Origin of the sequence: Bacillus sp. GMs2/2 (genome assembly GCF_050172095.1) — a bacterium.
Classification (GTDB): domain Bacteria; phylum Bacillota; class Bacilli; order Bacillales; family Bacillaceae_G; genus Bacillus_A; species Bacillus_A cereus.
This window is the reverse complement of sequence record NZ_JBNLYE010000019.1, coordinates 1-26,257: the sequence shown is the minus strand read 5'-3', so window position 1 is coordinate 26,257 and position 26,257 is coordinate 1. Positions and strand designations below refer to the sequence as shown.

Sequence of the window (26,257 nt, the reverse complement as noted above, 5' to 3'; positions counted from 1 at the left end):
TTTTTCATATTAAAAATATAGTATAATATATAAAAAAGAAAGAATATTCTGTCCGTTCTGATGGAGGAGGTTATTACATCATGGAGAAACGAGGGAAGGTATGGCTAGCTGTTAGTGGTTTAGTAGCTACAAAAGATGGTAGGTGGCTATTTGTTAAGAAGAAATACAGTGGATTAAAAGGGAAATGGTCTTTACCGGCTGGTTTTGTAAATGAAGGTGAGACGGTTGATGAAGCTGTGAAACGCGAAGTGTTAGAAGAGACAGGCATTGTCGCTCATGTGAAGGGGATTATTGGTGTTCGATCGGGTGTTATTCGTAATGAGATTAGTGATAATATGATTATTTTCCTTTTGGAACCTGAAGGAGAAAATATTATTGTACAGGAGAAAGAATTGTCTGAAGTGGCGTTCTTACATCCGGATAAGATTGTAGACGATCCGAATACGTCTGTGCTTATTAAATATTTGTTAGAAGGAAGATCAGAACTACATCTTGAAGTGGACAAAACATTAAATCCAGGTGAACCATTTGGTTATACAGCTTATCACGTATTTACGGCACGTGCGAAGGAGAGGGGAAAAGAGTGAGTATACCGGTACTACTTATTTCAATGATGTTATTCTTTATTTTGTTCTTTGGAATTGGATTTTTACTCAACATGATTTTGCGAGCTACTTGGGTAATGGTTATTGTGTATCCGATTGTTTGTATGCTTATTATTAATAAAGCGAGTATGTGGGATTATTTTTCAAAACCGAAAGAAACATTTTCTTCATTTGGGACAAGTGTATCGCACTTAGGACAAGCAGACGTATTTATTCTATCTACTGGATTAGTAGGGGCTGCTTTAGCAGGAGTCGTAATCAAGAAACTTCGGAAAAGCGGATATCAAATGTTTTAATCTCCAATTAAGTTGGAGATTATTTTTTTTGCATATTCCTTCATCGTATAGGGAATGATTAACGATGAAGGAGTGTGGAATATAAAAATGTTAAAACGATATTGTATTCGCATTATGATGACTTGTTTACTTGCAATTGCATTATGCGTAACATGGAATGCTTTCACAGGAGTTTCTTTATTAGAGATTGTAAAGATATATGAAGGAATGAGTGCAAAAGAAGTACATGCAGCAGAAGTTAAGAGAAATGTTGCTCCGAGTAAAGAAGTGATAAATGCTTTAGAGCAGGCAAACGACTGGTCTAAATATCGTTCAATTGAAATGACTGCAACAGGTTATACATCGGGGATTGAGTCAACTGGTAAGAGGCCAGGGCATCCAGAGTATGGTATTACATATTCAGGTGTCAAAGTGAAAAGGGATTTATATTCCACAATTGCTGCGGACTTACGCGTATTCCCGATTGGAACGATTCTCTTCGTGCCAGGTTACGGGTATGGTGTAGTAGCTGATAAGGGCGGTGCAATAAAAGGAAACCGTCTTGATCTATATTATGATACGGTGAAAGATGTTTATAGCCAATGGGGTAAGAAAAAAGTAAATGTGTACGTAGTAAAAGTAGGAAATGGTAAGTTTACAGAAGAAGAGTTAACGATGTTAAATCAAGACGAAACGATGCAAGTGTTTCGTGGTCAATATTTAAAACAAAGATAGTCTAGTCGTAATTACGCTAGACTTTTTTTCTTGGCTTATTTCATGATAGAGGAGATTTTGGATCTGCGATTTTACACGCCATATAACTGTAGTTAGAATTATCGCATTTTATCGAAAATAAAGTTATAATGGTGGTAGAGAAATTTAGGGGGTCTGAACATGTTTCAAGTACAAAAAGAATTAGCAGGTCATGAAGCGGTAATTGTTGCTTTATTTGAAGAAGAGAAAATGAGTAGTTTTGTACAAGAACTGGACAAAGCGTTTGAAGGGCAATTACAAGTTTTACTAGAAGAGAAAGAATTATCTACGAAGAAAAAGGCCATTTCGAAAGTATATAGCTTAGGGAAAACAAATGTGAAACGTTATTACTTTGTTGGTTTAGGAAAGAAAGAATCTTACACGACAGAAACGTTACGTGCGGCTCTTGGTAAGGCGTTTAAAACACTGCAAGCAGCAAAAGTACAAGATGCAGCAATCTTACTTGATTCTTTCGTAACAGAGAAATTAGACGCGATTGATGTCGCTCATATTGCGGCAGAGGTACAAGGCCTTGGTACATATGAGTTACAAACGTATAAATCAGATAAAAAGGATCGTGTAGAGTTAGAGAAGTTCACGGCTATTACAGCGGAAGATGCACAAGAAATTGAAGCAGCATTAACAGTTGGCTACGTACATGGACGTGCAACAAATTCAGCTCGTACACTTGTAAATATGCCGCCAAACGTATTAACAGCGACAAAGCTTGCTGAGTATGCTGTTGAATTAGCGGAGAAGTATGATATGGACTATAAAGTTCTTGAGAAAGAAGAGATGGAAGACCTTGGTATGGGTGCGTTACTTGCAGTAAACCAAGGTAGTGTAGAGCCACCAAAAATGATCGCTCTTATTTATAAAGGAAAAGAAGAGTGGAGAGATGTCATTGGGTTCGTTGGAAAAGGTATTACATACGATACAGGTGGTTATTCTTTAAAACCACGTGAAGGCATGGTTGGTATGAAAGGTGATATGGGCGGTGCAGCTGCTGTATTAGGTGCGATGGAAATTATCGGTGAACTTCGCCCAGAACAAAATGTGATCGCTGTTATTCCTTCAACTGATAACGTTGTAAGTGGTACGGCATTTAAGCCAGACGATGTAATCACATCTATGAGCGGAAAAACAATTGAAGTATTAAATACGGATGCAGAAGGTCGTCTAGCTTTAGCTGACGGTATTACGTATGCGAAAAAACTTGGTGCAAACTACCTTGTTGATGTTGCAACATTAACAGGCGGTGTAATTGTTGCACTTGGAAACTATACGACAGGCGCAATGACAAATAATGAAGAGTTATTTGAGCAAGTGCTAGAGGCTTCTATGGAAACAGATGAGCCAATTTGGCAACTACCGATTTTTGATCGTGATAAAGAACGTGTGAGAAACAGTAAGTTTGCTGATTTAAATAACTCACCAGGCCGTGAAGGACATGCGGTTATGGCAGGTACATTCCTAGGCGAATTCGCTGAAGATACACCATGGGTACACTTAGATATCGCTGGAACATCAGAAACAAAAGGTGCGCACGACTTAGGTCCAGCTGGAGCAACTGGCGCAATGGTACGTACACTTGCAACACTTGTGGAGCGTTTTGGAGAAGAATAAGAGTATAAGTGAAGACTGTTCCGATATTTTGGAACAGTCTTCTTTTTATAGGTTTGTTTATCCTACTATTTGCCGGGTAGTAAGACCCATAACTCAAAATTCAGCGAAAGGAAAGCAGTTAGGTCGGATTGCCGGTAAACGCTCGATTGGTGAGGGCTGATTAAAGTTTCACTTTATAAAGAAATCGTATACAAAACCCCATTTAAAGCAAAAGAAGTACGGCCCGTTTCTTCAGAGACAACTAATATAAGTGCATCACTCTTTTCTGATAAGCCAATTGCAGCTCTGTGACGTGTTCCTAGCTCAGGATCAACTTCTGTACTTTTTGTTAAAGGAAGAATATTAGCAGCTGAGACAATATGATTATTTTTTACGAGAACGGCACCGTCATGAAGAGGGTTACCTGGATAAAATATTGATTCGAGTAATGGGGCAGTTAAATGAGCGTTTAATGTCGTTCCAGTTTGAATGAGAGCTTCAAGCGTCTCGTTTCGTTCCACGACGATAAGAGCACCATGTTTTCTGGCGCTTAAATGTTGGATAGCTGTCGTAATAAAAGATGAACTTTCCGTATAAGGTGATAAATATGCCTGAATATAGTATGTAGCTGCCAATGTTTGTACATTTGCTAACATATGATGAATATCTTCCATTTTGCATAAAATACATTCGTCTTCTTTATCGATTGCGTTCCTCATAATCGATAGTTCTTTTTCAGCAATTTCAATCATTTGCTTTGTTTGTATTTTGAGCTCTTCTGACAAGCCCCATTCGTGCATAATCCTCATTCCCTTTAGTGGAGTATTTAACAATAGTGTATACAAATATTCCTAGTAAAATCCTGTTAGATTTTATAAAATATTGAGATACAGCATGTTTTTTTCATATAATAAAGGTATGACGAGCGAGAGGAGAGAGAAGAATGAATTGGAAACAAGAATTTAGTCGCTGGCTTTCTTACGCACAATTAGATGCAGAATTAAAAGAACAGCTAGAAAATATGAAGCAAGATGAGAAGAAAATCGAGGATAGTTTTTATAAAAATCTAGAGTTTGGCACAGGTGGTATGCGTGGTGAACTTGGTGCTGGTACGAACCGTTTAAATGTATATACAGTTCGTAAAGCAACAAAAGGATTAGCAAGCTTTATCGAAAAGTTAGGTGAGGAAGCGAAAAAACGCGGTGTTGTTGTAGCCTATGATTCTCGTCATAAGTCACCTGAGTTTGCAATGGAAGTTGCTGCTACACTTGGTGCACGTGGTATCACAACATATGTGTTTGAAAGCTTACGTCCAACGCCAGTACTTTCTTTCGCAGTTCGTCATTTACATACAGTAAGTGGAATCGTTCTTACGGCAAGCCATAATCCGCCTGAATATAACGGATACAAAGTATACGGTGAAGATGGTGGACAGTTACCTCCAAAAGAGGCAGATGAGTTAATTAGCTACGTAAATGCAGTAGAAGATGAATTAACAGTTGAAGTCGCTGATGTAGAGCAATTAAAAGCTGACGGTTTATTACATATTATTGGACAAGAAGTAGATGATGCATATGCTGCAGAATTGAACAATGTCATCATTAATAAAGAAATGGTGCAAAAGGTCGGCAAAGACTTAAAAATCGTCTTTACACCATTGCACGGAACATCAAATATTTCTGTACGCCGTGGTTTAAAAGAAGTTGGATTTACAGATGTAACAGTTGTAAAAGAGCAAGAGTTACCAGATCCAAACTTCTCTACAGTAAAATCACCGAACCCAGAAGAGCACGCAGCGTTTGAGTATGCCATTCGTGACGGTGAAAAGGTAGGCGCAGATGTATTAATCGCAACTGATCCTGACGCAGACCGCCTTGGTGTAGCAGTGCGCAATCATAATGGTGAGTTCCAAGTATTAACAGGAAACCAAACAGGTGCATTAATGCTTGATTACTTACTATCTCAAAAGAAAGAAAACGGAACGCTTCCGGAGAACGGTGTCGTATTAAAAACAATCGTAACGTCTGAGATTGGCCGTACAATTGCGAAAGCATACGGTTTAGATACAGTTGATACGTTAACTGGATTTAAATTTATAGGTGAGAAAATTAGGCAGTATGAAGAAAGCGGACAATATGAATTCCAATTCGGTTATGAGGAAAGCTATGGTTATTTAATCCGCCCATTCTGCCGTGATAAAGATGCAGTACAATCTGTCCTATTTGCATGTGAAGTAGCTGCATACTACAAATCACAAGGGAAAACGTTATATGACGGTCTATTAGAAGTATTTGAGAAGTACGGTTTCTTCCGTGAAGACCTTGTATCGTTAACGTTAAAAGGAAAAGATGGAGCTGAAAAAATCCAAGAGATGATGGCAACGTTCCGTGAGAATCCGCCGAAAGAAGTAGCAGGCTTAACAGTCGTAGCAGTGGAAGACTATAAAGCAAGCATCGTTACATCTTTACAAGATGGACATAAAGAAGAGATTCACTTACCGAAATCAAATGTGTTAAAATATCAATTAGAGGATGGTTCATGGTTCTGCCTACGTCCATCTGGAACTGAGCCGAAGATTAAGTTTTACTTTGGTGTAAAAGATAGTTCTTTACAAAATAGTGAACAAAAGTTACTTACTATTAAAGAAGACATTATGAATCGTTTATAATACAAAGTAATTTTAAGTAGTAAGGAACAAAAGGGAGCGAAATCTCCCTTTTGTTTTATGTAGGAAATGCTTGCTATTGATTCCGACAGGAGAGAGGGTATTTTGTGATGAAAAAAGTAAGAAAAGCGATAATCCCAGCAGCTGGATTAGGAACACGTTTTTTACCAGCAACGAAAGCAATGCCGAAAGAAATGTTACCGATAGTAGATAAACCAACAATCCAATACATTGTAGAAGAAGCAGTGAAATCGGGTATCGAAGATATTATTATCGTTACTGGTAAAACAAAGCGTTCTATTGAAGATCATTTTGATAATGCATTTGAACTAGAACAAAACTTATTAGAGAAGAAAAAATATGAGTTGCTTGAAAAAGTACAAGCTTCTTCAAAAATGGTAGATATTCATTATATCCGTCAAAAAGAGCCGAAGGGACTAGGACATGCTGTTTGGTGTGCGCGTAAATTCATTGGTGATGAGCCGTTTGCAGTGTTACTAGGTGATGATATTGTCCAAGCTGAGAAACCGTGTTTACGTCAATTAATGGATGAGTATGAAAAAACACTTTCTTCTGTTATTGGTGTACAAACTGTTCCAGAGTCGGAAACACATCGCTACGGAATTATCGATCCATTAGAACAAGAAGGTCGTCGTTACCAAGTTCGCAATTTCGTTGAGAAACCAGCACAAGGTACAGCTCCTTCAAACTTAGCAATTATGGGCCGTTACATTTTAACGCCTGAAATCTTTATGTTCTTAGAACAGCAACATGTCGGTGCTGGTGGTGAAATTCAATTAACAGATGCAATCCAAAGCTTAAATGAAATCCAACGTGTATTTGCTTACGATTTCGAAGGAAAGCGCTACGACGTAGGTGAAAAGCTAGGATTCGTTCAAACGACAATTGAAATGGCCCTGCAACACCCAGAATTACGTGATGACATGGTTGCAATGATGAAGAAAATTTTAGAAGAACAAGCGAATCAAGAGTCTTAATATAAAAAAAGAGTTATTGCAGCAATCTGCAATAACTCTTTTTTTATTATGAAATCGTCGAATGAGAATGCTGATAAGCAGAACGACGCACAGCATAGTATATGCGAGGTGCGATAATAGCACCGATAATTGTAAATGCAATATCTTTTACTGCAAACCACATCATAATCATCCAAGCAGCTTTATAGCTCATATTACCGCCCATAAAGAGATTGACTGCTCCGTACATGTAAGTAGTACCGATTATATAAGTTAAAATAATTCCAGTGAAAGAGGCAATTGCAAATGTAATGAAAGTTGGTCTTTCTTTTTGTTCTACTAGTTTTCCTGATACGTAAGCAACGATAATAAAGGCGATAATAAAACCACCAGTAGGATCTAAAATTGCTCCAAATCCAGCTTTGAAGTTAGCGAAGATTGGTGCGCCGGCTAAGCCAATGAGCATATATACAGTCATGGATAAGGCACCAAGTCTACTTCCAAGAAGAAGACCTGCTAAAATTGCGAAAAATGGTTGCATAGATAATGGGATGCCTGCTACTTGTAAGAAAGGTGCCCAAGATACAATATTTGCACCGATGGCCATAAGAGCAACGAACATGGCAGCTAATGCTAAATCTAAAACATGAAATCTTCTCATAATGTTAACCTCCTGTTGTTTTTAGGTTAACATTATCGTAGCGAAAATATTTACTTGTTGTCAATCAAAATATTTTGATAAGAAGGCTTTAAATAGTCTCTTAGCAACGTATATGGAATACGAAATTGCGGAATTCCACTTGAATAGGGAGCAATCTCATATAAAGGGAAATAAATGACGAGATTGTCTGGCTCTAAAAAGAAGTGGAATTTTTTCATACTCATTACTTTTTCAGTTGCATCAGGAAAATAAATGCTTTCATTTTGTTTAATTTGTCGTACAATCTCCGCACGGATTACATCTTTATATTTATCCTTTTGTTGAAATAAATCGTCTAAGTGCAGTACCTTTTTTTCGTTTAAATCGAATGTATTTGCCTTCCACGTATAAAGACCGTGTGCTCCGCCAGTATATTGATAGTAATTCACATATAGGCTAAGAAAAGGTGGTTTGTTTAAAGAGACTTTATAATCAACATTTGCTACGTACGGATGAAATGGTGTACTAGATCCTTCTGTCTCTTTATAATATTTTTTTGCTTCTTTTTCTAATTTGGTTTTAAATTTGTCAGTGGATTTTTTGTAGTATAAATTGAGTTTATTTTGAAATTTAGAGTCAGAAAATTTGTGAAAAGAAGGCCTGTTTATTTGATATTCTATATAAGGTTTCTTACCTTTTTGCGTTACAGTCTTAACATCGATTGTCAGGTTAGATGCTTTGGCTGTTATTGCACAATTTGGTACAATAGTCAGCAAGGAGAACATAAGCAGTAATATACAAAATTTCTGTTTCATTTAGGTGAAGCCTCCTTATATAAGTGTTATAAGTAGTTTGAAAATAAATAGGTAAAATTATACATTTAATTAAAGTAAGAGAAGGGGGAAGCGATATGGCAAAAACTTTAATGGATTCACTTGGAATTGAGTTGTTAGAGATGACAGAAGATAAGGTGGTTGCTACGATGCCTGTTGATGAGCGTACGCATCAGCCATTTGGATTTTTACATGGTGGTGCATCGGTTGCATTAGCAGAAACAGTGGCAAGTGTTGGTTCATATAATTTAATTGATCAAGAAAAATGTATTTGTTTCGGATTAGAAATTAATGCGAACCACATTCGCTCAAAGAAAGATGGAATTGTAACAGCGATTGGAACACCAATACATAGAGGACAATCGACAATGGTTTGGGATGTTCGCATTATTGATGAAAATGATGATTTACTATGTATATCAAGATGTACAGTAGCAATTAAAGAAAAACGTGAAAAATAAAAAAGAGGCGCTCTTATGAGCAGCCTCTTTTTCTTATAATTAGAACTGGATTTTCTTCTCTAAGAAACCTTTTAGTTCGCTAATTGGCATACGAACTTGTTCCATTGTGTCACGGTCACGTACTGTAACAGCTTTGTCTTCAACTGAGTCGAAGTCGTATGTGATACAGAATGGTGTACCGATTTCGTCTTGACGACGGTAACGTTTACCGATAGAACCAGTTTCATCAAAGTCTACCATGAAGTCTTTAGCTAATTCTGCGAATACTTCAGTAGCACCTTCAGATAGCTTTTTAGATAATGGTAAGATAGCTGCTTTGTATGGTGCTAAAGCAGGGTGGAAACGAAGAACTGTACGAGAATCGTTTTCTAATTGCTCTTCTTCATATGCATCACATAAGAATGCTAATGTTACGCGGTCTGCGCCTAAAGATGGCTCGATGCAGTATGGTACGTAACGCTCATTCGTTTGTGGATCGATATAGTTAAAGTCTTCGTTTGAGTGTTCCATGTGACGTTTTAAGTCGAAGTCTGTACGAGATGCAACGCCCCAAAGTTCGCCCCAACCGAATGGGAATTTGAATTCAATGTCAGTTGTTGCATTACTGTAGTGAGATAACTCTTCTTCACCGTGGTCACGAAGACGCATGCTCTCTTCGGACATACCAAGTGAAAGTAACCAGTTTTTACAAGTTTCACGCCAGAATGCGAACCACTCTAAATCTTCACCAGGCTTACAGAAGAATTCAAGTTCCATTTGTTCAAATTCACGTGTACGGAATGTGAAGTTACCAGGTGTGATTTCGTTACGGAAACTCTTACCGATTTGGCCGATACCAAATGGAAGCTTTTTACGCATAGAGCGTTGAACGTTTTTGAAGTTTACGAAAATACCTTGTGCTGTTTCAGGACGAAGGAAGATTTCGTTTGTGCTAGACTCTGTAACACCTTGGAATGTTTTGAACATTAAGTTGAACTGACGGATTTCAGTAAATTCTTCACTACCGCAATCAGGACATTTTACTTCATGTTCTTTCATTAAGTCAGCCATTTGGTCGAAAGTAAGACCGTCAACAACCATTTCGATGCCTTTTGCATCTAAAGCATCCTCAATTAATTTGTCAGCACGGTGACGAGCTTTACATTTTTTACAGTCAATCATTGGATCGTTGAAGTTACCAACGTGACCAGAAGCGATCCAAGTTTTAGGGTTCATTAAAATAGCTGCGTCTAAACCAACGTTGTGTGGAGATTCTTGAATGAATTTTTTCCACCAAGCTTTTTTAACATTATTTTTTAATTCGATTCCAAGTGGACCGTAATCCCAAGTGTTTGCAAGACCACCGTAAATTTCAGAACCAGGGAAAACAAAACCGCGATGTTTCGCTAAGTTTACAACTTGTTCCATTGAATACATAAGAAAATCCTCCTTTTGAAAGTTAACGTATTGGCGATGACATACTCTGATACTTTGGAAACGGGCAGTATATGTTAAAAAGAACATAAAAAAACGCTCATCCCAAGGCTTATTTGCCTAGGGACGAGCGTTTGCCCGCGGTTCCACCCTAGTTGATACACAAAAGGTGCATCCACTTTATCATGTATTGCTCAGGACTGCCGTTTCCTTGCGGCTTCAGGCTTTCACTATCCCTGAATCGCTTTTTATGCAAGTACTTATAAGTCCGTCATCGCTACTTATATTAATAATAATGAACATATTCTAACACGTTCTTTTTTAAATCTCAATAGAGGAACGCGTCTATCTATGATAGAGTCTCGCCTATTTTTTCGTTATTTATTCGGTAATTTTGTTTAATATGCTTAATTGCTTCGCGCTTACTTAATGGAGCGAGCTCATTGTTTTGCACGTATTCCCAAACTACATCCTGATTTGTTTTTGCATATTCACGAAGGACCCAGCCAATTGCTTTTTGAATGAAAAATTCTTTTGAAGAATGTAGTTGTCCAATAATCCAGAAAAGAAGTTCTTCATCCATCTTTTGTTTATATTTGAGTTGGAATAAAATAGTGGCACGTTGTAACCAAATGTTATCTGATGCAATCCATTTTGGGATATAGGCAGAAATCAATTCTGGATGTTGTAAAAAGATATTACCTAAAAATGTAGGTACGATGCTATCGACAGTGTCCCACCAAGATTTTGTTACAATCAATTCTTCTAAGAAGGGGATATGTGTTTCGTTTATATGCTTTTTATATTTTTGCATAATATCAAGTGCAGCCGCTTGGAATTCACGTTCTGGTAAGTCCCAAAGTTCACGTACGATAATTTGGAAGTCTCTTTTATCTGGGAGAGTATGTATTTGAATGATGTCTTTTAATAATTGGCGTCTTTCCGGTGTTTGAATACCTAGAAATGGGAAGTGATTTTTCATATAACGAGCCATAGGTTCTGCTTTTTCAAGATTTTGATGAGCTGTAAAATGCTCTTGTAATGCTTTTACAAATGGATGCATACGTGTTTCTCCTCTCTTATTTTCTTTCTTCTCTTATTATACAAAGAGTTTGGATAAATTTTAAAACATAACTTGCAATGTAATGAAATATGTTGAAAGTAGAGAGGAGAGGATAAGATGGAGGATCAAGGCGTACTAGCAGGTTTCTTTGCTCTTAGTTTTGCGTTTATTCTTGTTATATTGATTTGGGCAATTATTTCATATTTGTTAACGGCTTTTGCACTTTATTCGATGGCGAAAAATGATGGTGCAACGGACGGGGTGCTTGCGTTTATTCCGTTTTTGAATAGTAAGACGTGGGGGGACTTAGCGAAAGATAAATTACCAGATTTTTTGAAAGAAGAAGCAGGGTGGAAAGTATTCGGCATATATGTTGCATGTTTCATTTTTAATTTCGTACCAATTATAAGTTTACTAGCAACAGCTGTATCGATTGTATTGTCCATTTATCTTATCTACGCTATTTTAGACAGATACGGAACGAACTCTATATTATTTACGATTATTCACGTAATCACATTTTCGGTGTTCTTACCGATTCACTTATTTATTATTCGAAATGAACCGGTGAGATATAAAGAGTAGATTTTTCATTTTTGTTGATAAGTAGCTATAAGTAAAAAAGCGCCCTGATTATCAGAGCGCTTTTTCTACTACATAAGGTAGCGTAAATAAATATAAATGTGAGAAATGATTAATGAAACGATCATAATTGGGAAACCGACTTTTAGGAAGTCCATGTAACTAAATTTATGTCCTTCGCGGCTCGCGATACCTGCAACGATTACGTTAGCAGAAGCTCCGATTAATGTTCCGTTTCCGCCCAGACAAGCACCTAGTGCTAATGCCCACCATAATACATCGATTTGTGCGTCAGATGGTGATAAGCCTAGCCCAACTGCCATATCGTTAATAAGTGGAATCATTGTTGCGACGAATGGGATGTTATCAATTGTTGCAGAGGCGATACCAGATACCCATAAAATAAGGATGGATGCGTAAGAAATATCTCCGCCTGTTATACCAATTACTTTTTGAGCTAACATTTTGATAAGACCGATATCGATAAGTCCTCCAACAAGTACGAATAACCCTGCGAAGAAGAAGATTGTTACCCACTCTACGCTTGCAAATACTTCTTCAATTTCATGCTCTTTCACACCAATTAACATAAGTACAGTAGCACCAGTTAAGGCGATAATAGCGGCATCGATATGGAAAATAGAATGAGTCATGAAACCTACAATCGTAAGTCCAAGTACCGTTAAAGATTTTTTCATTAATACTGGGTCTTTAATGTATTGTTTTTCATCTAAGCTCATTAATTTTTTAACTTGTACAGGATCGGCAATTAATTGTTTGCGATACATGAAGTAAAGTATTATCGCTGTAACTGCAATAATAATAATTACAATTGGTGCTAGATTCAATAGGAAAGCATTGAAGTCTAAATGCTTATTTGCAGAACCAATCATAATGTTAGGTGGATCACCAATTAATGTTGCTGTTCCTCCAATGTTTGAAAAAATAATTTCAGAAAGTAAATAAGGAACAGGATTTACTTGCAGTATGCGCGTAATAGATAAAGTAACTGGAACAACAAGAAGTACAGTTGTAACGTTATCTAAAAATGCAGAGCCAAGCGCGGTAAGTAAGGAAAGTGAAATTAAAATTTTAATTGGATTTCCTTGCGCTCCTTTTGCCGCTTTAATGGCAACGTATTGGAAGACACCTGATTTACTCGTAATGTTCACCAAAATCATCATACCGATGAGTAGCGTAATCGTTCCCCATTCAATATGTTTCGTAAAGGCGTTATGTAAATCGACGACCCCCACAATTACCATGAGTGCTGCACCAAGAAGTGCGATGACAGCGCGATTAATTTTTTCAGAAATAATAATGGCATATGTAATTAAAAAGACTGCGATAGCAAAATAATACTGCCAGTTAGCGAGTTCTTGCGTTGTTTCGTGCAAAAATCTCATCTCCTTTCATTCACTTTTTCTTAGTGTGTCAAAAATGCTCTAGAAGAAACACACATAACGTCATTATAAAGTAGGAAAATGGCGGATGTAAATGAAAGGAGAGATTTTGTCATATTTTCTGCATAGGTCATTTTTTCTTATTTTTTAAAATATTTGTGGGCATTTGACATATATATAAGATACATCCAATCTGAATATTTAAAATGGAATTAGCATTCGAGCTTGTTCGTGTAGGAGTGTCAAATAGAAAGGAATGACAAAAATGATAAGGAAGGGATCGTATGGATGAACAACGATTTTTATTTTTAGACTTTGAGTTTACGATGCCCCAGCATAGAAAGAAACCGAAAGGATTTTTTCCAGAGATTATTGAGGTAGGACTCGTTTCAGTTGCTGGCTGTAAGGTAGAAGATACGTATTCATCACATGTTAGGCCGAAAACATTTCCCTCTTTAACGGATCGATGTAAGAAGTTTTTAGGAATAAAACAAGAAGTCGTGGATAAAGGGATTTCATTTCCTGAACTCGTTAAGAAGCTTTCAGAATACGAAACGAAATGTAAACCGACAATTGTAACGTGGGGAAATATGGATATGAAAGTGCTGAAGCATAATTGTGAAATGGCAGGGATAGCTTTTCCATTCTTCGGACAGTGTCGTGATTTATCGCTTGAGTATAAGAAGTTTTTTGGAGAAAGAAATCAAACAGGATTATGGAAAGCAATTGAGGCGTATGGAAAAGTAGGGACAGGGAAGCATCATTGTGCGCTTGATGATGCAATGACGACGTACAACATTTTTAAACTAGTAGAAAAAGATAAAGAGTATTTAGTAAAACCAGCACCTCCAACATTAGGAGAACTTGTTGATTTTTCAAAAGTGTTAAAGAAAGTGAGCACACAGTAACGACCAAATTGCACATTATGTAATTTGGTCGTTTTGTTTTTTAGAGTTTGTAGTCTTTCTTTAACTGTTCTAATGTTTCTAGACTACGCTCTGCAAAAGGTGAATCATCTTCAGAAAATGAATTCATTTGAGTTTCTAATGCTAATTTTAGTGAATCTGTATAATCCGGAATTTTTCCTTCATATTTCTTCACCATTTGTTCTGGAATATTCGTTTGCTCACGAAAAGCTAAAGCACGTCTTTCGTGGAAAAATGGTACGTCAGCTTGTTTTACGTTATGTAAGTCACCTTGCACCGGATGTTTTAAAACAGCTAATACTTTTACGACGTAACTGCCAGGGCGGCTATTTGTAACCTCGCCAATGTATTTTCCTGTTTTATAAATACCAGTAACGATTTCACCAATTTCAAATGTTTCTCTCATATTTTTCACCTCAAGTTTATAGTAAGGAAAGTGAGGGAAGGAGTCAAAGAAATCCTTCGTTTTCAGAACGCCCCTTGAGAATATGGGTAGGTTGCACTATAATTTAAAATGATATAACAGAAAATTCTGATGTTTTATAAATCCTATAATAAGGAGTGTTCTATATGATGCCTTTATATTTTCCGGAAGATAAAACAGAATATATTATTCCAGGGATTGTTTGTGTTCTATTTATTATCGGTGCTATTGCTACGTGGCGTATGTTTATTCGTATATCAAAAAGAGAAGCAGACCGATTACAGAAAGTTGAAGAAAAACTATTAGCTGAAAAGAAACAGTAACTCATTTTTGTATGTTTCCTTCTATGCTCGGACAATCTAAGGGCAGAATATATTTTGGAGGGAATAAAATGAAAAAACGGCTTTTTTTCAGTTGTTGTTTATTATTTCTGATGGCAGGTTGTGACCAAGGAAAGCCGAAAGAAATTGAAGTGAAATTACATAATGCTTCAGGAGATGAAGTAGGGACTGCGAAAGTAGTTCAGCAAACAAGTGGAGTGAAAATTACGATTAAAGGGGAAGGTTTCACGCCAGGACCACACGGACTACATGTACATGAAATCGGAGAGTGTAAGGCACCTCGTTTTGAATCATCTGGGAATCATTTTAATCCTGATAATAAAAAGCATGGACTCCTTAATCCGAAGGGTGCAGAAAACGGTGATTTACCGAACGTAGTTGCAGATGGTTCTGGAAAGATTAAAGCAGAAATCGATGCACCTCACATTACACTTGAAGAAGGGAAAACGACGATTCATAGAAAAGATGGAGCGTCTATTATTATTACAGAAAACCCTGATGATGGTATGACTCAACCGACAGGTAAGTCAGGGGATCGAATTGCTTGTGGCGTAATTGTAAAAAAAGCATCGGATATGAAGAAAAAGTAAAAGCTATCGTGAATGGTAGCTTTATTTGTGAAATGTAATTGAAAATATATCAGCGATTATTGGAATATATCGACTGTAACTCAAATTATATCAGCGATTATTGAAATATATCGACTTACCGACAAAATATGACAAAGGAGTCTGTCCAAGAATGATTCGGGACAGACTCCTTTCTTATTATGAAAACGTATGACGCAGTCTGTTTAAAATTTCTTCTAAAACAGATCGTGGACAGCCGATGTTAATTCGAATATGTTCTTCGCCACCTAACCCGTATTTCTCACCAGGTTCAACGATGATTTTTCCTTTTTCCTCAAGTAGTGCGGTACGCTCGTTTTGAGAAAGCTTTAGACGTGAACAATCAATCCATAATAAAAAGCTACCTTCTGGCTTCGTTACGGAAAGAGCAGGTATGTGAGTTTTAATATATTCACAAGCAAATTGAGCATTATCTTCTATATATAATCGAATTTCGTTTAGCCAATCATTACATTCTGTATAGGCGCTTTGCATCGCTGTATAAGCGAATATATTTAACCCGTGGAAGCCTTGTCTATACTGGATAGCTGTAAAGGCATGACGGAGCTTTTCGTTTGGAATGATAATGATCGACGCTTGTAATCCAGCGATATTAAATGTTTTACTTGGAGCCATGCAAGTGATAGTGCGCTCTGCTAATTCTTCAGATAAGGAAGCGAACGGTGTATGTGTATGGTCTGCATAAATGATATCGGAATGAATTTCATCCGCCACAACGATTACGTCATATTTAGTACATAATGATCCGAGCTGCACAAGTTCCTCTTTCGTCCAAACGCGTCCGATTGGGTTATGAGGGCTACAAAGAAGCAAGAGTTTGATGCCTTGCTGAAACTGCTTTTCTAAATGCTTGAAGTCTATCACATATGTATCATTTTGTTTCTGTAATGGACTCACGCATAACTGCCTGTTGTTTGTTGTGACCATTTCGAAAAATGGAGGATAAATAGGTGGTTGTACGAGAACAGATTCGTTTTCTTTGGTGAAAGCCTGTATGCTCGTACTAAGAGCTGGAACGATTCCGGCGCTAAAGACAATCCATTCTTTTTGAATATCCCAGTTGTATTGTTGTTTTGTCCAGTTACAAATAATATCTCCAATATTTTCGGGAGGAAGTGTATAGCCAAAAATCGGATGTTCGATTCGTTGTTTTAAGGCAGTTTGAATTGGTTTTGGTACTTCAAAATCCATATCAGCAATCCAAGCATGGATAAGTTCTTCGTTTTTATATGTATCCCATTTTATACTATGCGTTCCACGTCGATTGATTGCTTTATGAAATAGTTGCATAAGTTTGCTCCCTTCTTCTGTAAAACCAATAAGTTATGAAAGTTCTCTCTCTTCTTATAGAATAGCTGATGTGATAGGATAAAGAAAAGTATTAAAAAGTGAAAAGGCGGGAAGCGAATGGGTACATATGAAAAGATGATAGAGGTTGTGAAGAATTGGGATCCGTTTCAAATGGGACCGGAGTTTTATGAAACAGAAGCGAGCGATGTTGTGAGCGTCATAAGTGTGTTTGACGATCCAAAATATATCGCAAAGAAGATTCAACATATATACTTTATGTCTTTTGAGGAAGTACCTGCGCTTGAAAAATGTGAGAAATTAGCTGTGGAATTACTTGTAATAAAAGAAGGCGGAAGCTGTTCATTATAGGCTGTCGGGATTTCCGACAGCCTTTTTTATATTATCCTGCTATTTGCTGGGTAGTAAGACCCTCACCTCAAAATTTAGCGGAAGCAAAGAAGTTAGGTGGGGGCTGATTAAAGTTTCATTTTATTGCGCGGAAAAAGCGATAATTTCTTCATAAACATGTTCAGGCTTTTCTTCAGGTAGTAAATGTCCTGTATTTTCGTAAGAAATAAATTTTGAATTCGGTAAATCTTTGTGTAGACGATGACCTACATGTACAGGGACGACGCGGTCTTTTTCACCCCAAATGAGTAGGATAGGTGTTTCGATTTTTTGTAATTCAGTTGAAGATAAGTCACCTTCACGGTCTCGTATCATGCGAGTTAAAGCAGGAAATATACGGTCGTCATAAAAAGGAGCGGAGTAACCTTTTTTCATTTCATCGTCAATTAATGAGTGATCATGAACGACATTCATTAAGTTATGAACAATGCCGCGCCTTATAATCCAGTTCTTTACGTATAAATGAAAGAACGGTAAATAAGAAGAGTATAGTAAAGGTAAGGTTGCGCGAGCTAAATAGCTCGAGCTACATAGTAAAATCGTCTTTGAAATGAGTTCAGGACGTATACGGTTTACATAGAGAGAAATTTGCCCACCCATAGAATGCCCAACTAATACAATGTTTGAGAGAGATAAATGTTCAATTAAATCAATAATAATCGTTGCTAAATTGTGATAAGAATACTTAAACAGATGAGACTTATCACTTTTTCCGAACGGTGGCAAATCAAGAGCAATGACTGTTCCTTCCTTCGATAGTAAAGGAATTAGACGGCGGTAACTGAATGAGGAAGATAAAAAGCCGTGAACGAGTATGAAAGTAGGACGTTCTGTTTTATTATCATGTTCATACAATTCGTAATGAACAGTAGTGCCGCGAGTGGAAAAAGTGAAATAAGGACAAGTATATTTATGATTCATTTTTTGTCACTCCATTGATTTTTGTTCATATCATCTCCAAGGAAGAAGAAAATATGTTAACAAAAAAAGGCAAGATGACGATGTCATCTTGCCTTTCGTTTATTCAGTATTACCCGCGAACAATATTAGGCGGTGTTTTTCCTTGTAACCCTGCAACTAAATTTTCAGCGGCGGTCATGGCCATTTGCTGACGAGTTTTTAATGTTGCAGATCCGATATGTGGTAAAGTCACAACATTTTGTAATGATAAGAGTGGATTATCTTTTTGAATCGGCTCTTGTGTAAATGTATCGATACCTGCTGCAAAGATTTTCTTTTCTGTTAAAGCATGGATTAACGCTTTTTCATCTACTGTTTTGCCGCGAGAAGCATTAATGAAGATTGCTGTGTCTTTCATTAATGAAAATTCCTTTTCTCCGATAAGGTGATATGTTTCATCTGTTAATGGAGTAAGAAGAACAATAAAGTCAGACTGATTCAGTAGCGTCTGTAAATCACAATATGTAGCATCGAATTTTTGTTCAGCTTCTTCTTTACGACGGCGGTTATAGTAAAGAACATTCATATCAAATCCGAATTTTGCTCGTTTTGCAACGGCTTCTCCAATTCGGCCCATACCGATAATACCAATTGTGCTATGGTGTACATCTAGTCCGAAGTGTTCTTTTCCGATTTCAGCGTTCCATTCACCATTTTTCACGTAAGAATCGAGTTCGCAAACGCGGCGCCCAGCTGATAGCATAAGGGCGAAAACGAGATCAGCTACTGTATCATCTAATACGTATGGTGTATTTGTTCCGATAACATTTCGGTTTTTCATCGCTTGTAAATCAAAATTATCGTAACCGACAGAAATGTTGCTCACTACTTTTAAGTTAGGAGCTACTGTCAGTAATTCTTCATTAATAGCAGATCCGAAATTTAATAACCCATCTTTATCTTGTATTTTCTCTAATAGAATATCACGAGGTACTTTCTCATTTTGATCCCATTTTTCATAATCACAGTGTTCTGATAAATAGTTTTCTACAAATGTTGGAACTGGTTCAGCAATATAAACTTTTGGTTTCACGGTTCCATCCCCTTTCGCTTTATCCCGCATTTTTCCGCTGATTAAAGTTTCACTTTATTTTGACATAATTCAATAGAAAAATCTTCTTTTCAAACTGGAAAGGGTATTTGTATAATTTAGACACAAACGAAAAGGAAGGATGATTTATATGGTGACAGAAAAAGAATTAGAATTATTAGCTTGTCTTGAAAAGAGTAGTCGATTATCTGTAGATACATTAGCGAAGCTGTTAAATATAGAAGTAGAAGAAGTAAAGAAGATGGTTGCGAGATTAGAAAATGAAAAGATTATTGTGGATTATGTAACACATATTGATTGGACGAAAGTGAAAGAACATACAGGTTTAACGGCAATGATCGATGTGAAAGTTACGCCAAAGCACGGCGTTGGGTTTGATGCGGTTGCTGAGCAAATTTATCGTTATTCAGAAGTGAAATCCGTTTATTTAATGTCAGGGACATATGATCTTTCTATTACATTAGAAGGGAAAACGATGGGGGAAGTAGCGATGTTTGTTTCTGAGAAATTAGCAACAATTGAATCTGTCGTTTCTACAACTACTCATTTCATTTTGAAGAAGTATAAACATGAGGGCGTTATTTATGAAAAAGACGATGATGATAAGCGAATTGTGGTGACACCATGAAGCAATTTGAACTATCTAGATCAGCAGAATCTTTAAAACCATCTGGTATTCGAAAATTTTTTGATTTAGCAGCAAATATGAAAGGTGTTATTTCCCTCGGGGTAGGAGAGCCGGATTTTGTTACCCCTTGGAATGTAAGGCAAGCATGTATTCGTTCTTTGGAACAAGGGTATACGTCATATACAGCAAATGCAGGATTATTGGAGCTCCGTCAAGAAATAGCAAAGTATCTAAAAAAACAATTTGCAGTATCTTATGACCCAAGTGATGAAATCATTGTTACAGTTGGAGCGAGCCAGGCGTTAGATGTAGCGATGCGCGCCATTATAAATCCTGATGATGAAGTGCTCATTATTGAACCAAGCTTCGTTTCTTATGCACCACTTGTGACATTAGCTGGAGGAGTTCCAGTTCCTGTGGCGACTACTTTAGAAAATGAGTTTAAAGTACTACCAGAACAAATTGAAGCAGCTATTACAGCGAAAACAAAGGCGATTTTGCTTTGTTCACCAAATAACCCGACAGGTGCAATGCTAAATAAATCCGAGCTTGAAGAAATAGCAGTGATTGTTGAGAAGTACAATCTAATTGTATTATCTGATGAAATTTATGCAGAGCTTGTATACGACGAAGTATATAAAAGTTTCGCGAGTATTAAAAATATGCGTGAGCATACGATTTTAATTTCGGGATTTTCAAAAGGGTTTGCGATGACAGGATGGCGTCTCGGTATGATTGCAGCTCCTGTTCAATTTTCAGAATTAATGCTCAAAATCCATCAGTATTCCATGATGTGTGCACCGACGATGTCTCAGTTCGCAGCACTTGAAGCGTTACGTGCGGGGAATGATGAAGTAATTCGGATGAGAGATAGTTATAAGAAGCGTCGTAACTTCATGACGACATCTTTCAATGAAATGGGCTTAACGTGTCATGTGCCAGGCGGAGCATTTTATGTTTTCCCTTCTATATCTTCAACAGGATTATCTTCAGCGGAATTTGCAGAACAGTTATTGCTGGAAGAAAAAGTGGCTGTTGTCCCTGGTAGCGTATTTGGCGAAAGTGGTGAAGGTTTTATTCGTTGTTCTTATGCAACATCGCTTGAACAACTTATGGAAGCAATGAAGAGAATGGAACGGTTTGTAGAGAATAAAAAAAGGACAAAACGTAATACGTTTTGTCCATAAAAGGGGGGGAATACTAGAAAGCCATGTGTTAGTAGTCTATCCCAATATTGGATAATTATACTTCTTTAAGGGAAATTTTTCATGAATTTTGAATGAGTTCTGTCATAGTGGTATAATTTACTAATATAAGGTATACGCATTCTAGATAACGTTATCTAGAATGCGTACTAACCAATCGGATATTTAAAATAAATATATCTGCTTTGCTCTCTATAATTGTAGAGAGAATGGTAAACGTATGGGAGTGTTTCATATGTCAGAACAATATACAACAGGAGTGGTTGTAACAGGGAAAGTGACTGGAATTCAAGATTACGGTGCGTTTGTAGCGTTAGATGCAGAAACACAAGGGCTTGTGCATATATCTGAAATTACAAATGGATATGTAAAGGATATTCATGACTTTTTAAAGGTCGGCGATACAGTAGAAGTAAAGGTACTTTCAATTGATGAAGAGCACAGAAAAATGAGTTTATCGTTAAAAGCGGCGAAAAGAAAACAAGGAAGGATTCTTATACCGAATCCATCTGAAAACGGATTTAATACGCTGCGAGAAAAGTTGGCAGAATGGATTGAAGAGTCCGAGTTAACAAAGTAAAAGAGGAACGCATATGAGCGTTCCTCTTTTACTTTATCTTATGATATATATTTGCAAATATGATTGCATGCAATCATATTCGTATGTCGGAGGTGAAAGGACATACTGATTATCGAATTTCGTTTGTTTCTGGGTGCGTACCAAGATTTTCAGATGGTTTAAACAGTAAACCAAGGTTGATAAGCCCAGATATACCAACGATGCCGTAAATAATACGTGCAAGAGCTGAATTTTGTCCACCGAAAATGGCTGCTACTAAGTCAAACTGGAAAAACCCGATTAGTCCCCAGTTCACAGCGCCAATTACAGTAAAGACTAATGCGATACGTTGTAAAGTACTCATGAAAAAGCCCCCCTTAATTGTGAAGCATGAGCAAGCGATGAGTTAATTAACTCTTTTATAGAATGGGGTAGTTATGTTGTTTTTATACATAAAAAATGTTTGAAAGAAGATGTATATACATCTATACCGAAAAATGCGAATTTTTATGCAAAAAATGAACTTTTTCTAAAAAATATATATTGGTTACGTTTACAATGTTTGAATCGCTTGATTTACAACTTCAGTTTCGCTAAAGTGAATACAGAAATACATATCCATAATTGGAGGGAAAAAGATGAGTACACATGTAACGTTCGACTATTCTAAAGCGTTATCCTTCATCGGTGAACATGAAATCACTTATTTACGTGATGCAGTGAAAGTAACACATCACGCAATCCACGAAAAAACTGGAGCTGGGAACGATTTCCTTGGGTGGGTAGACCTTCCGCTTCAATATGACAAAGAAGAATTTGCTCGCATTCAAAAATGCGCAGAAAAAATTAAAAATGACTCTGACATTTTACTTGTTGTAGGTATCGGTGGTTCTTACTTAGGAGCACGTGCAGCAATCGAAATGTTAAACCATTCTTTCTACAACACGCTTTCTAAAGAACAACGTAAAACTCCACAAGTGCTATTTGTTGGACAAAACATTAGCTCCACTTACATGAAAGATTTAATGGACGTATTAGAAGGTAAAGACTTCTCTATTAACGTTATTTCCAAATCAGGTACAACAACAGAGCCAGCACTAGCATTCCGTATCTTCCGTAAGTTATTAGAAGAAAAGTATGGAAAAGAAGAAGCTCGCAAACGTATTTATGCAACTACAGATAAAGCGCGTGGTGCATTAAAAACATTAGCTGATAACGAAGGTTACGAAACATTTGTTATTCCAGATGATGTTGGAGGTCGTTTCTCTGTATTAACGCCAGTTGGTTTATTACCAATCGCAGTAAGTGGCTTAAATATTGAAGAGATGATGAAAGGTGCAGCTGCTGGTCGTGATGACTTCGGAACATCAGAACTAGAAGAAAATCCAGCTTACCAATATGCAGTAGTTCGTAACGCTTTATACAATAAAGGAAAAACAATTGAAATGCTTGTTAACTATGAACCAGCACTTCAATACTTCGCTGAGTGGTGGAAACAGTTATTTGGTGAAAGTGAAGGAAAAGATCAAAAAGGTATTTTCCCATCTTCAGCAAACTTCTCAACTGATTTACACTCATTAGGTCAATACGTTCAAGAAGGTCGTCGTGACTTATTTGAAACAGTCCTTAAAGTAGGTAAATCTACACATGAACTAACAATTGAATCAGAAGAAAACGATTTAGACGGATTAAACTACCTTGCTGGTGAAACTGTAGACTTCGTAAACACAAAAGCATACGAAGGTACATTACTTGCACATAGCGACGGGGGAGTACCAAACTTAATCGTCAATATTCCTGAATTAAATGAGTACACATTCGGTTACCTTGTATACTTCTTCGAAAAAGCATGTACGATGAGCGGCTACTTATTAGGCGTGAATCCATTTGACCAACCTGGAGTAGAAGCATATAAGAAAAACATGTTTGCTTTACTTGGTAAACCAGGATTTGAAGAATTAAAAGCAGAATTAGAAGAGCGTTTAAAATAATAAAAAGCGACCGGAATCCGGTCGCTTTTTATTATTTTATCGAAAAGTCCATCAGTATATTCAAACTAAAGTGGGTATGCTAAAGGAAAAGTCTAGGAGGGATGGGCTTGATTCCGATTCAATCAAATTTAGAAGGACGTACATATGCGTTATATAAGTTAGAAGAGATTATGAAACCACTTGGATATAGCATTGGTGGTAATTGGGATTATGATAAAGGATGCTTCGATTACAAAATCGATGAAGAAGATGGGTATCAATTTTTACGAGTTCCATTTACAGCCATTGATGGAGAACTAGATGTACCAGGCGTAATAGTTCGTCTTGGAACGCCGTATATTCTTTCGCACGTATATCAAGACGAACTAGATGATAATGTGAATACTTTAACAGCTGGAACAAGTGGAATGGATCAATTTGCTGAGCCGAAAGATCCAGATGGAGATGTGAAAAGAAAATATATCAATATTGGGAAAGTGCTCATGCAAGAATTAGAGCGTCATTTTACTAATGGTGAATAACAATGAGTATGTCGCTTTCAATGAGAACAAAGGAATGAACTGGATTAATCATATATTGTTCGTCGCGCTTTATACCTAGTAAGAGAATGTTTTGCTTTAAAAGAGTATAGCTACAATTGGCAAAAGTTTGTCCGGTGCAGGACGATGGAAGCTCCATCAGTTGTAATTTATTATCAGAGATTTCGTCGTAAAGTGAAAATAGTACACCTGAAATGGAAGGGAATAAAAGAGAAGCGGTAAATACATAGCTCGTTAATTTATTTCCTTCTATAATTTCTGACACGCCAGCTCTCGTTGCATTTTGTATTTGTTCAGAAGTAAGAAGTTCAGCGATGCAGTGAATGTTTGGGTTGAGCCCTTTTGCAGTTAAAATATTTAAAATGGACTGTGTATCCGCTAAGCTTTCGTTTTTTTCTTTATCAGCTGTTATTAATATGGTGTGTGCCGTTGCAATATTAGCCTTTAATAAAGTTTGATCGTGATGCGGACAACCTTTTATAAATTCTAAATGATGAAATGGTTTTGGGAGTAAAGAAAGTGTTTCATCAATTAAAACGATATCAAGGTTTGGTTGTAATACGTGCATTTGCTTTACAACATGTTTTGCGCGCTCATTCCAGCCAACGATAATCATATGACCGTTAGAAGTAGCGGCTTCTTCACCTTTAATTTTCATATATTGTTTATTAATCATTTCAGTAGCAAACAGCACCATATAATAAGAACAAAAGCCAGTTCCTAATAAAATAATACTTATACCTATTAGTTTTCCTATCGTCGTATGGGGAGCAAAGTCGCCATATCCAACTGTAAAAATGGTAACGATTGACCACCAAATTCCGTCAAACCATGTAGTGAAATGAAAAGGTTCTAATCTATGTATAAGAAAACCGGAAAAAGCAGTCAGTACAATAATAAAACAAATTAAACGGAAAATAATGGAATCACGAAATGTATCTACTAAATTCGGACGGGATTTCAATTGCCTATTCCTCCTTACTTTGTAGGACTACATTCATTGTTGCCATTATAGAAAAAAGAAAAACTCTCTAATTAAAGAGAGTTTGTTTTACGTTACATACTTTCCACTTCAGTTTGTTGGACACTTTCAAGATGCTGGAGAGCATAGTAAACATCAGTGGTATGTCTTTTTTGATCAATGGACAGTTTAAGATGTAAATAGTGAGAACCGTTTTCTAATGTTTTAAGCTTCATATTCTTAACTTTTATATCCATTTCTTTTATTTCTTCAATTACGATTGGGATATTGTCCATATTTCGTACAACAAGTTTCACAGCGATATCACGTTGACGAAATGATCTAGGGCCTACATATTTCATTGCGAGTGGTATAAGTTCGACACTAATCATAAGGAAACACATTCCGAATATCGCTTCAATATAGAATCCGGCCCCAACAGCAATACCAATACCAGAAGCACCCCAGATCATAGCGGCAGTCGTGAGCCCTGCAATGCTATCGTTGCCTCTTCTTAAAATTACGCCAGCACCTAAAAAACCAATTCCTGATACAATTTGAGCGGCAAGTCGAAGTGGATCCATATTCATATGGTCGGTATGTGGTAAGTTATAAGCTGCTTTAATAGATACAATCGTTAGGAGGCAACTAATAATAGAAATAACTAAACACGTTTTTAAACCAAGTGGTTTCCGTTTTAATTCGCGTTCTAAACCAATGGCAAATCCTAAAATAGCTGAGAGACCTAGTTTGATTAATAAATCGGTATAGTCCATATATATTCCTCCTTGTATGATATGCTATATGAATAAAACGCTTATTATAGAAAGAAACGTCTTTTGATAGAGTAACTTTATATAAAATATATGTAGGAATTGCTCATACATGAAAGAGATATTTCGTTTAAGTATATGATATAGAAAAAGAAATGTGGGCAGTTTTAAAAAAAGTTTATAAAAGGTGTTGCATTTCATTTTTCACCATGATATATTAATAACCGTCGCTGATGCGGAAACGCAGAAAACGACAAAAAAGAAATTGAAAAACTTAGTTGACATCGAAAAACGAAG

General features: G+C 36.8%; 30 protein-coding genes. 17 read left to right on the top strand and 13 right to left on the bottom strand.

Annotated features, from left to right (window positions below):
- The first annotated feature begins 80 nt into the window (after positions 1-80).
- The 4 genes from ACQGS6_RS05490 (at position 81) to pepA (ending at position 3,259) form a co-directional block, all read left to right on the top strand.
- Positions 81-587: an NUDIX hydrolase gene (locus ACQGS6_RS05490; RefSeq protein WP_000415321.1), complete on the top strand. Its 507-nt coding sequence runs from the start codon at positions 81-83 to the stop codon at positions 585-587.
- A complete protein-coding gene (locus tag ACQGS6_RS05485; RefSeq protein ID WP_000027016.1) occupies positions 584-901 on the top strand; it encodes a YuiB family protein in 318 nt (105 codons plus the stop codon). Before ACQGS6_RS05490 ends, ACQGS6_RS05485 begins: the two co-directional genes overlap by 4 nt.
- 87 nt (positions 902-988) lie before the next feature.
- Positions 989-1,615 (top strand): 3D domain-containing protein, encoded by a 627-nt coding sequence (locus tag ACQGS6_RS05480; protein WP_000920098.1) that lies wholly within the window; start codon positions 989-991, stop codon positions 1,613-1,615.
- A gap of 159 nt (positions 1,616-1,774) precedes the next feature.
- A complete protein-coding gene (gene pepA / locus ACQGS6_RS05475) occupies positions 1,775-3,259 on the top strand; it encodes a cytosol aminopeptidase (RefSeq protein ID WP_000487957.1) in 1,485 nt (494 codons plus the stop codon).
- 173 nt (positions 3,260-3,432) lie between these two features.
- On the opposite strand, the gene cdaS is transcribed toward pepA, so the two are convergent.
- Positions 3,433-4,038, bottom strand: a complete 606-nt coding sequence (gene cdaS, locus ACQGS6_RS05470) for a sporulation-specific diadenylate cyclase CdaS (protein ID WP_000545253.1) — start codon at positions 4,036-4,038, stop codon at positions 3,433-3,435.
- A gap of 143 nt (positions 4,039-4,181) precedes the next feature.
- On the opposite strand from cdaS, the gene ACQGS6_RS05465 reads away from it, so the two are divergent.
- Together ACQGS6_RS05465 and galU are read left to right on the top strand one after the other, a co-directional pair.
- Positions 4,182-5,906: a phospho-sugar mutase gene (locus ACQGS6_RS05465; RefSeq protein WP_001104221.1), complete on the top strand. Its 1,725-nt coding sequence runs from the start codon at positions 4,182-4,184 to the stop codon at positions 5,904-5,906.
- 107 nt (positions 5,907-6,013) lie between these two features.
- The gene (gene galU, locus ACQGS6_RS05460; RefSeq protein ID WP_002097988.1) at positions 6,014-6,901 is read left to right on the top strand and encodes a UTP--glucose-1-phosphate uridylyltransferase GalU; all 888 of its coding nucleotides are present in this window, start codon (positions 6,014-6,016) and stop codon (positions 6,899-6,901) included.
- A gap of 46 nt (positions 6,902-6,947) precedes the next feature.
- Here the strand turns inward: galU and ACQGS6_RS05455 are convergent, their stop codons facing one another.
- Complete coding sequence (locus ACQGS6_RS05455) at positions 6,948-7,541, bottom strand: biotin transporter BioY (RefSeq protein ID WP_074625010.1); 594 nt, start codon at positions 7,539-7,541, stop codon at positions 6,948-6,950.
- Between the two features lie 50 nt (positions 7,542-7,591).
- Complete coding sequence (locus ACQGS6_RS05450) at positions 7,592-8,335, bottom strand: DUF3298 and DUF4163 domain-containing protein (protein WP_074625009.1); 744 nt, start codon at positions 8,333-8,335, stop codon at positions 7,592-7,594.
- A 95-nt stretch (positions 8,336-8,430) separates the two neighbouring features.
- Here ACQGS6_RS05450 and ACQGS6_RS05445 point away from each other — a divergent pair, with 95 nt between their 5' ends.
- Positions 8,431-8,814, top strand: a complete 384-nt coding sequence (locus tag ACQGS6_RS05445; protein ID WP_001140612.1) for a hotdog fold thioesterase — start codon at positions 8,431-8,433, stop codon at positions 8,812-8,814.
- 39 nt (positions 8,815-8,853) lie between these two features.
- Here the strand turns inward: ACQGS6_RS05445 and ACQGS6_RS05440 are convergent, their stop codons facing one another.
- The gene (locus ACQGS6_RS05440) at positions 8,854-10,230 is read right to left on the bottom strand and encodes a glycine--tRNA ligase (protein ID WP_000287147.1); all 1,377 of its coding nucleotides are present in this window, start codon (positions 10,228-10,230) and stop codon (positions 8,854-8,856) included.
- 346 nt (positions 10,231-10,576) lie between these two features.
- A complete protein-coding gene (locus ACQGS6_RS05435) occupies positions 10,577-11,290 on the bottom strand; it encodes a DNA alkylation repair protein (protein WP_000553304.1) in 714 nt (237 codons plus the stop codon).
- 117 nt (positions 11,291-11,407) lie between these two features.
- On the opposite strand from ACQGS6_RS05435, the gene ACQGS6_RS05430 reads away from it, so the two are divergent.
- Positions 11,408-11,875: a hypothetical protein gene (locus tag ACQGS6_RS05430; RefSeq protein WP_000390061.1), complete on the top strand. Its 468-nt coding sequence runs from the start codon at positions 11,408-11,410 to the stop codon at positions 11,873-11,875.
- Positions 11,876-11,943: 68 nt separating this feature from the next.
- On the opposite strand, the gene ACQGS6_RS05425 is transcribed toward ACQGS6_RS05430, so the two are convergent.
- Positions 11,944-13,269, bottom strand: a complete 1,326-nt coding sequence (locus ACQGS6_RS05425) for an ArsB/NhaD family transporter (RefSeq protein WP_000545231.1) — start codon at positions 13,267-13,269, stop codon at positions 11,944-11,946.
- Between the two features lie 290 nt (positions 13,270-13,559).
- Between ACQGS6_RS05425 and kapD the strand changes: the two genes are divergently transcribed.
- Complete coding sequence (gene kapD / locus ACQGS6_RS05420; protein ID WP_000344358.1) at positions 13,560-14,183, top strand: 3'-5' exonuclease KapD; 624 nt, start codon at positions 13,560-13,562, stop codon at positions 14,181-14,183.
- Positions 14,184-14,223: 40 nt separating this feature from the next.
- Here the strand turns inward: kapD and ACQGS6_RS05415 are convergent, their stop codons facing one another.
- On the bottom strand, positions 14,224-14,607 hold the full coding sequence (locus ACQGS6_RS05415; protein ID WP_074625007.1) for a kinase-associated lipoprotein B: 384 nt from the start codon (positions 14,605-14,607) through the stop codon (positions 14,224-14,226).
- 164 nt (positions 14,608-14,771) lie between these two features.
- Here ACQGS6_RS05415 and ACQGS6_RS05410 point away from each other — a divergent pair, with 164 nt between their 5' ends.
- Together ACQGS6_RS05410 and sodC are read left to right on the top strand one after the other, a co-directional pair.
- A complete protein-coding gene (locus ACQGS6_RS05410) occupies positions 14,772-14,948 on the top strand; it encodes a hypothetical protein (RefSeq protein WP_000982755.1) in 177 nt (58 codons plus the stop codon).
- A gap of 68 nt (positions 14,949-15,016) precedes the next feature.
- Positions 15,017-15,556 (top strand): superoxide dismutase [Cu-Zn], encoded by a 540-nt coding sequence (gene sodC, locus ACQGS6_RS05405; RefSeq protein ID WP_025966281.1) that lies wholly within the window; start codon positions 15,017-15,019, stop codon positions 15,554-15,556.
- Between the two features lie 177 nt (positions 15,557-15,733).
- Here the strand turns inward: sodC and ACQGS6_RS05400 are convergent, their stop codons facing one another.
- Positions 15,734-16,885, bottom strand: a complete 1,152-nt coding sequence (locus ACQGS6_RS05400; RefSeq protein ID WP_001175817.1) for a MalY/PatB family protein — start codon at positions 16,883-16,885, stop codon at positions 15,734-15,736.
- A gap of 117 nt (positions 16,886-17,002) precedes the next feature.
- Between ACQGS6_RS05400 and ACQGS6_RS05395 the strand changes: the two genes are divergently transcribed.
- Positions 17,003-17,254, top strand: coding sequence for a YugE family protein (locus ACQGS6_RS05395; protein ID WP_000537645.1), 252 nt, complete (start codon positions 17,003-17,005; stop codon positions 17,252-17,254).
- 120 nt (positions 17,255-17,374) lie between these two features.
- Here ACQGS6_RS05395 and ACQGS6_RS05390 read toward each other — a convergent pair whose 3' ends face one another.
- Positions 17,375-18,214 (bottom strand): alpha/beta fold hydrolase, encoded by an 840-nt coding sequence (locus ACQGS6_RS05390; RefSeq protein ID WP_001015858.1) that lies wholly within the window; start codon positions 18,212-18,214, stop codon positions 17,375-17,377.
- A 109-nt stretch (positions 18,215-18,323) separates the two neighbouring features.
- Entirely contained in the window at positions 18,324-19,316 is a 993-nt protein-coding gene (locus tag ACQGS6_RS05385; protein WP_002005894.1) for a 2-hydroxyacid dehydrogenase, read from the bottom strand.
- A 118-nt stretch (positions 19,317-19,434) separates the two neighbouring features.
- Here ACQGS6_RS05385 and ACQGS6_RS05380 point away from each other — a divergent pair, with 118 nt between their 5' ends.
- From ACQGS6_RS05380 to yugI, 3 genes are all read left to right on the top strand, one after another.
- Positions 19,435-19,932 (top strand): Lrp/AsnC family transcriptional regulator, encoded by a 498-nt coding sequence (locus ACQGS6_RS05380; RefSeq protein WP_000255696.1) that lies wholly within the window; start codon positions 19,435-19,437, stop codon positions 19,930-19,932.
- Entirely contained in the window at positions 19,929-21,119 is a 1,191-nt protein-coding gene (locus ACQGS6_RS05375) for an aminotransferase (RefSeq protein ID WP_326318983.1), read from the top strand. The genes ACQGS6_RS05380 and ACQGS6_RS05375 overlap by 4 nt, the downstream gene beginning before the upstream one ends.
- Before the next feature lie 253 nt (positions 21,120-21,372).
- Positions 21,373-21,717, top strand: coding sequence for a S1 domain-containing post-transcriptional regulator GSP13 (gene yugI, locus ACQGS6_RS05370; RefSeq protein ID WP_000003764.1), 345 nt, complete (start codon positions 21,373-21,375; stop codon positions 21,715-21,717).
- A gap of 109 nt (positions 21,718-21,826) precedes the next feature.
- Here the strand turns inward: yugI and ACQGS6_RS05365 are convergent, their stop codons facing one another.
- Positions 21,827-22,060 (bottom strand): DUF378 domain-containing protein, encoded by a 234-nt coding sequence (locus ACQGS6_RS05365; protein WP_000105788.1) that lies wholly within the window; start codon positions 22,058-22,060, stop codon positions 21,827-21,829.
- A 274-nt stretch (positions 22,061-22,334) separates the two neighbouring features.
- Between ACQGS6_RS05365 and ACQGS6_RS05360 the strand changes: the two genes are divergently transcribed.
- Positions 22,335-23,687 (top strand): glucose-6-phosphate isomerase, encoded by a 1,353-nt coding sequence (locus ACQGS6_RS05360; protein WP_426964949.1) that lies wholly within the window; start codon positions 22,335-22,337, stop codon positions 23,685-23,687.
- Positions 23,688-23,794: 107 nt separating this feature from the next.
- On the top strand, positions 23,795-24,208 hold the full coding sequence (locus ACQGS6_RS05355) for a YugN-like family protein (protein ID WP_000612334.1): 414 nt from the start codon (positions 23,795-23,797) through the stop codon (positions 24,206-24,208).
- On the opposite strand, the gene ACQGS6_RS05350 is transcribed toward ACQGS6_RS05355, so the two are convergent.
- Positions 24,195-25,190: a potassium channel family protein gene (locus ACQGS6_RS05350; RefSeq protein ID WP_000842320.1), complete on the bottom strand. Its 996-nt coding sequence runs from the start codon at positions 25,188-25,190 to the stop codon at positions 24,195-24,197. The genes ACQGS6_RS05355 and ACQGS6_RS05350 overlap by 14 nt on opposite strands.
- A 92-nt stretch (positions 25,191-25,282) precedes the next feature.
- Complete coding sequence (locus tag ACQGS6_RS05345; protein ID WP_326318992.1) at positions 25,283-25,963, bottom strand: MgtC/SapB family protein; 681 nt, start codon at positions 25,961-25,963, stop codon at positions 25,283-25,285.
- Positions 25,964-26,257 lie beyond the last annotated feature (294 nt).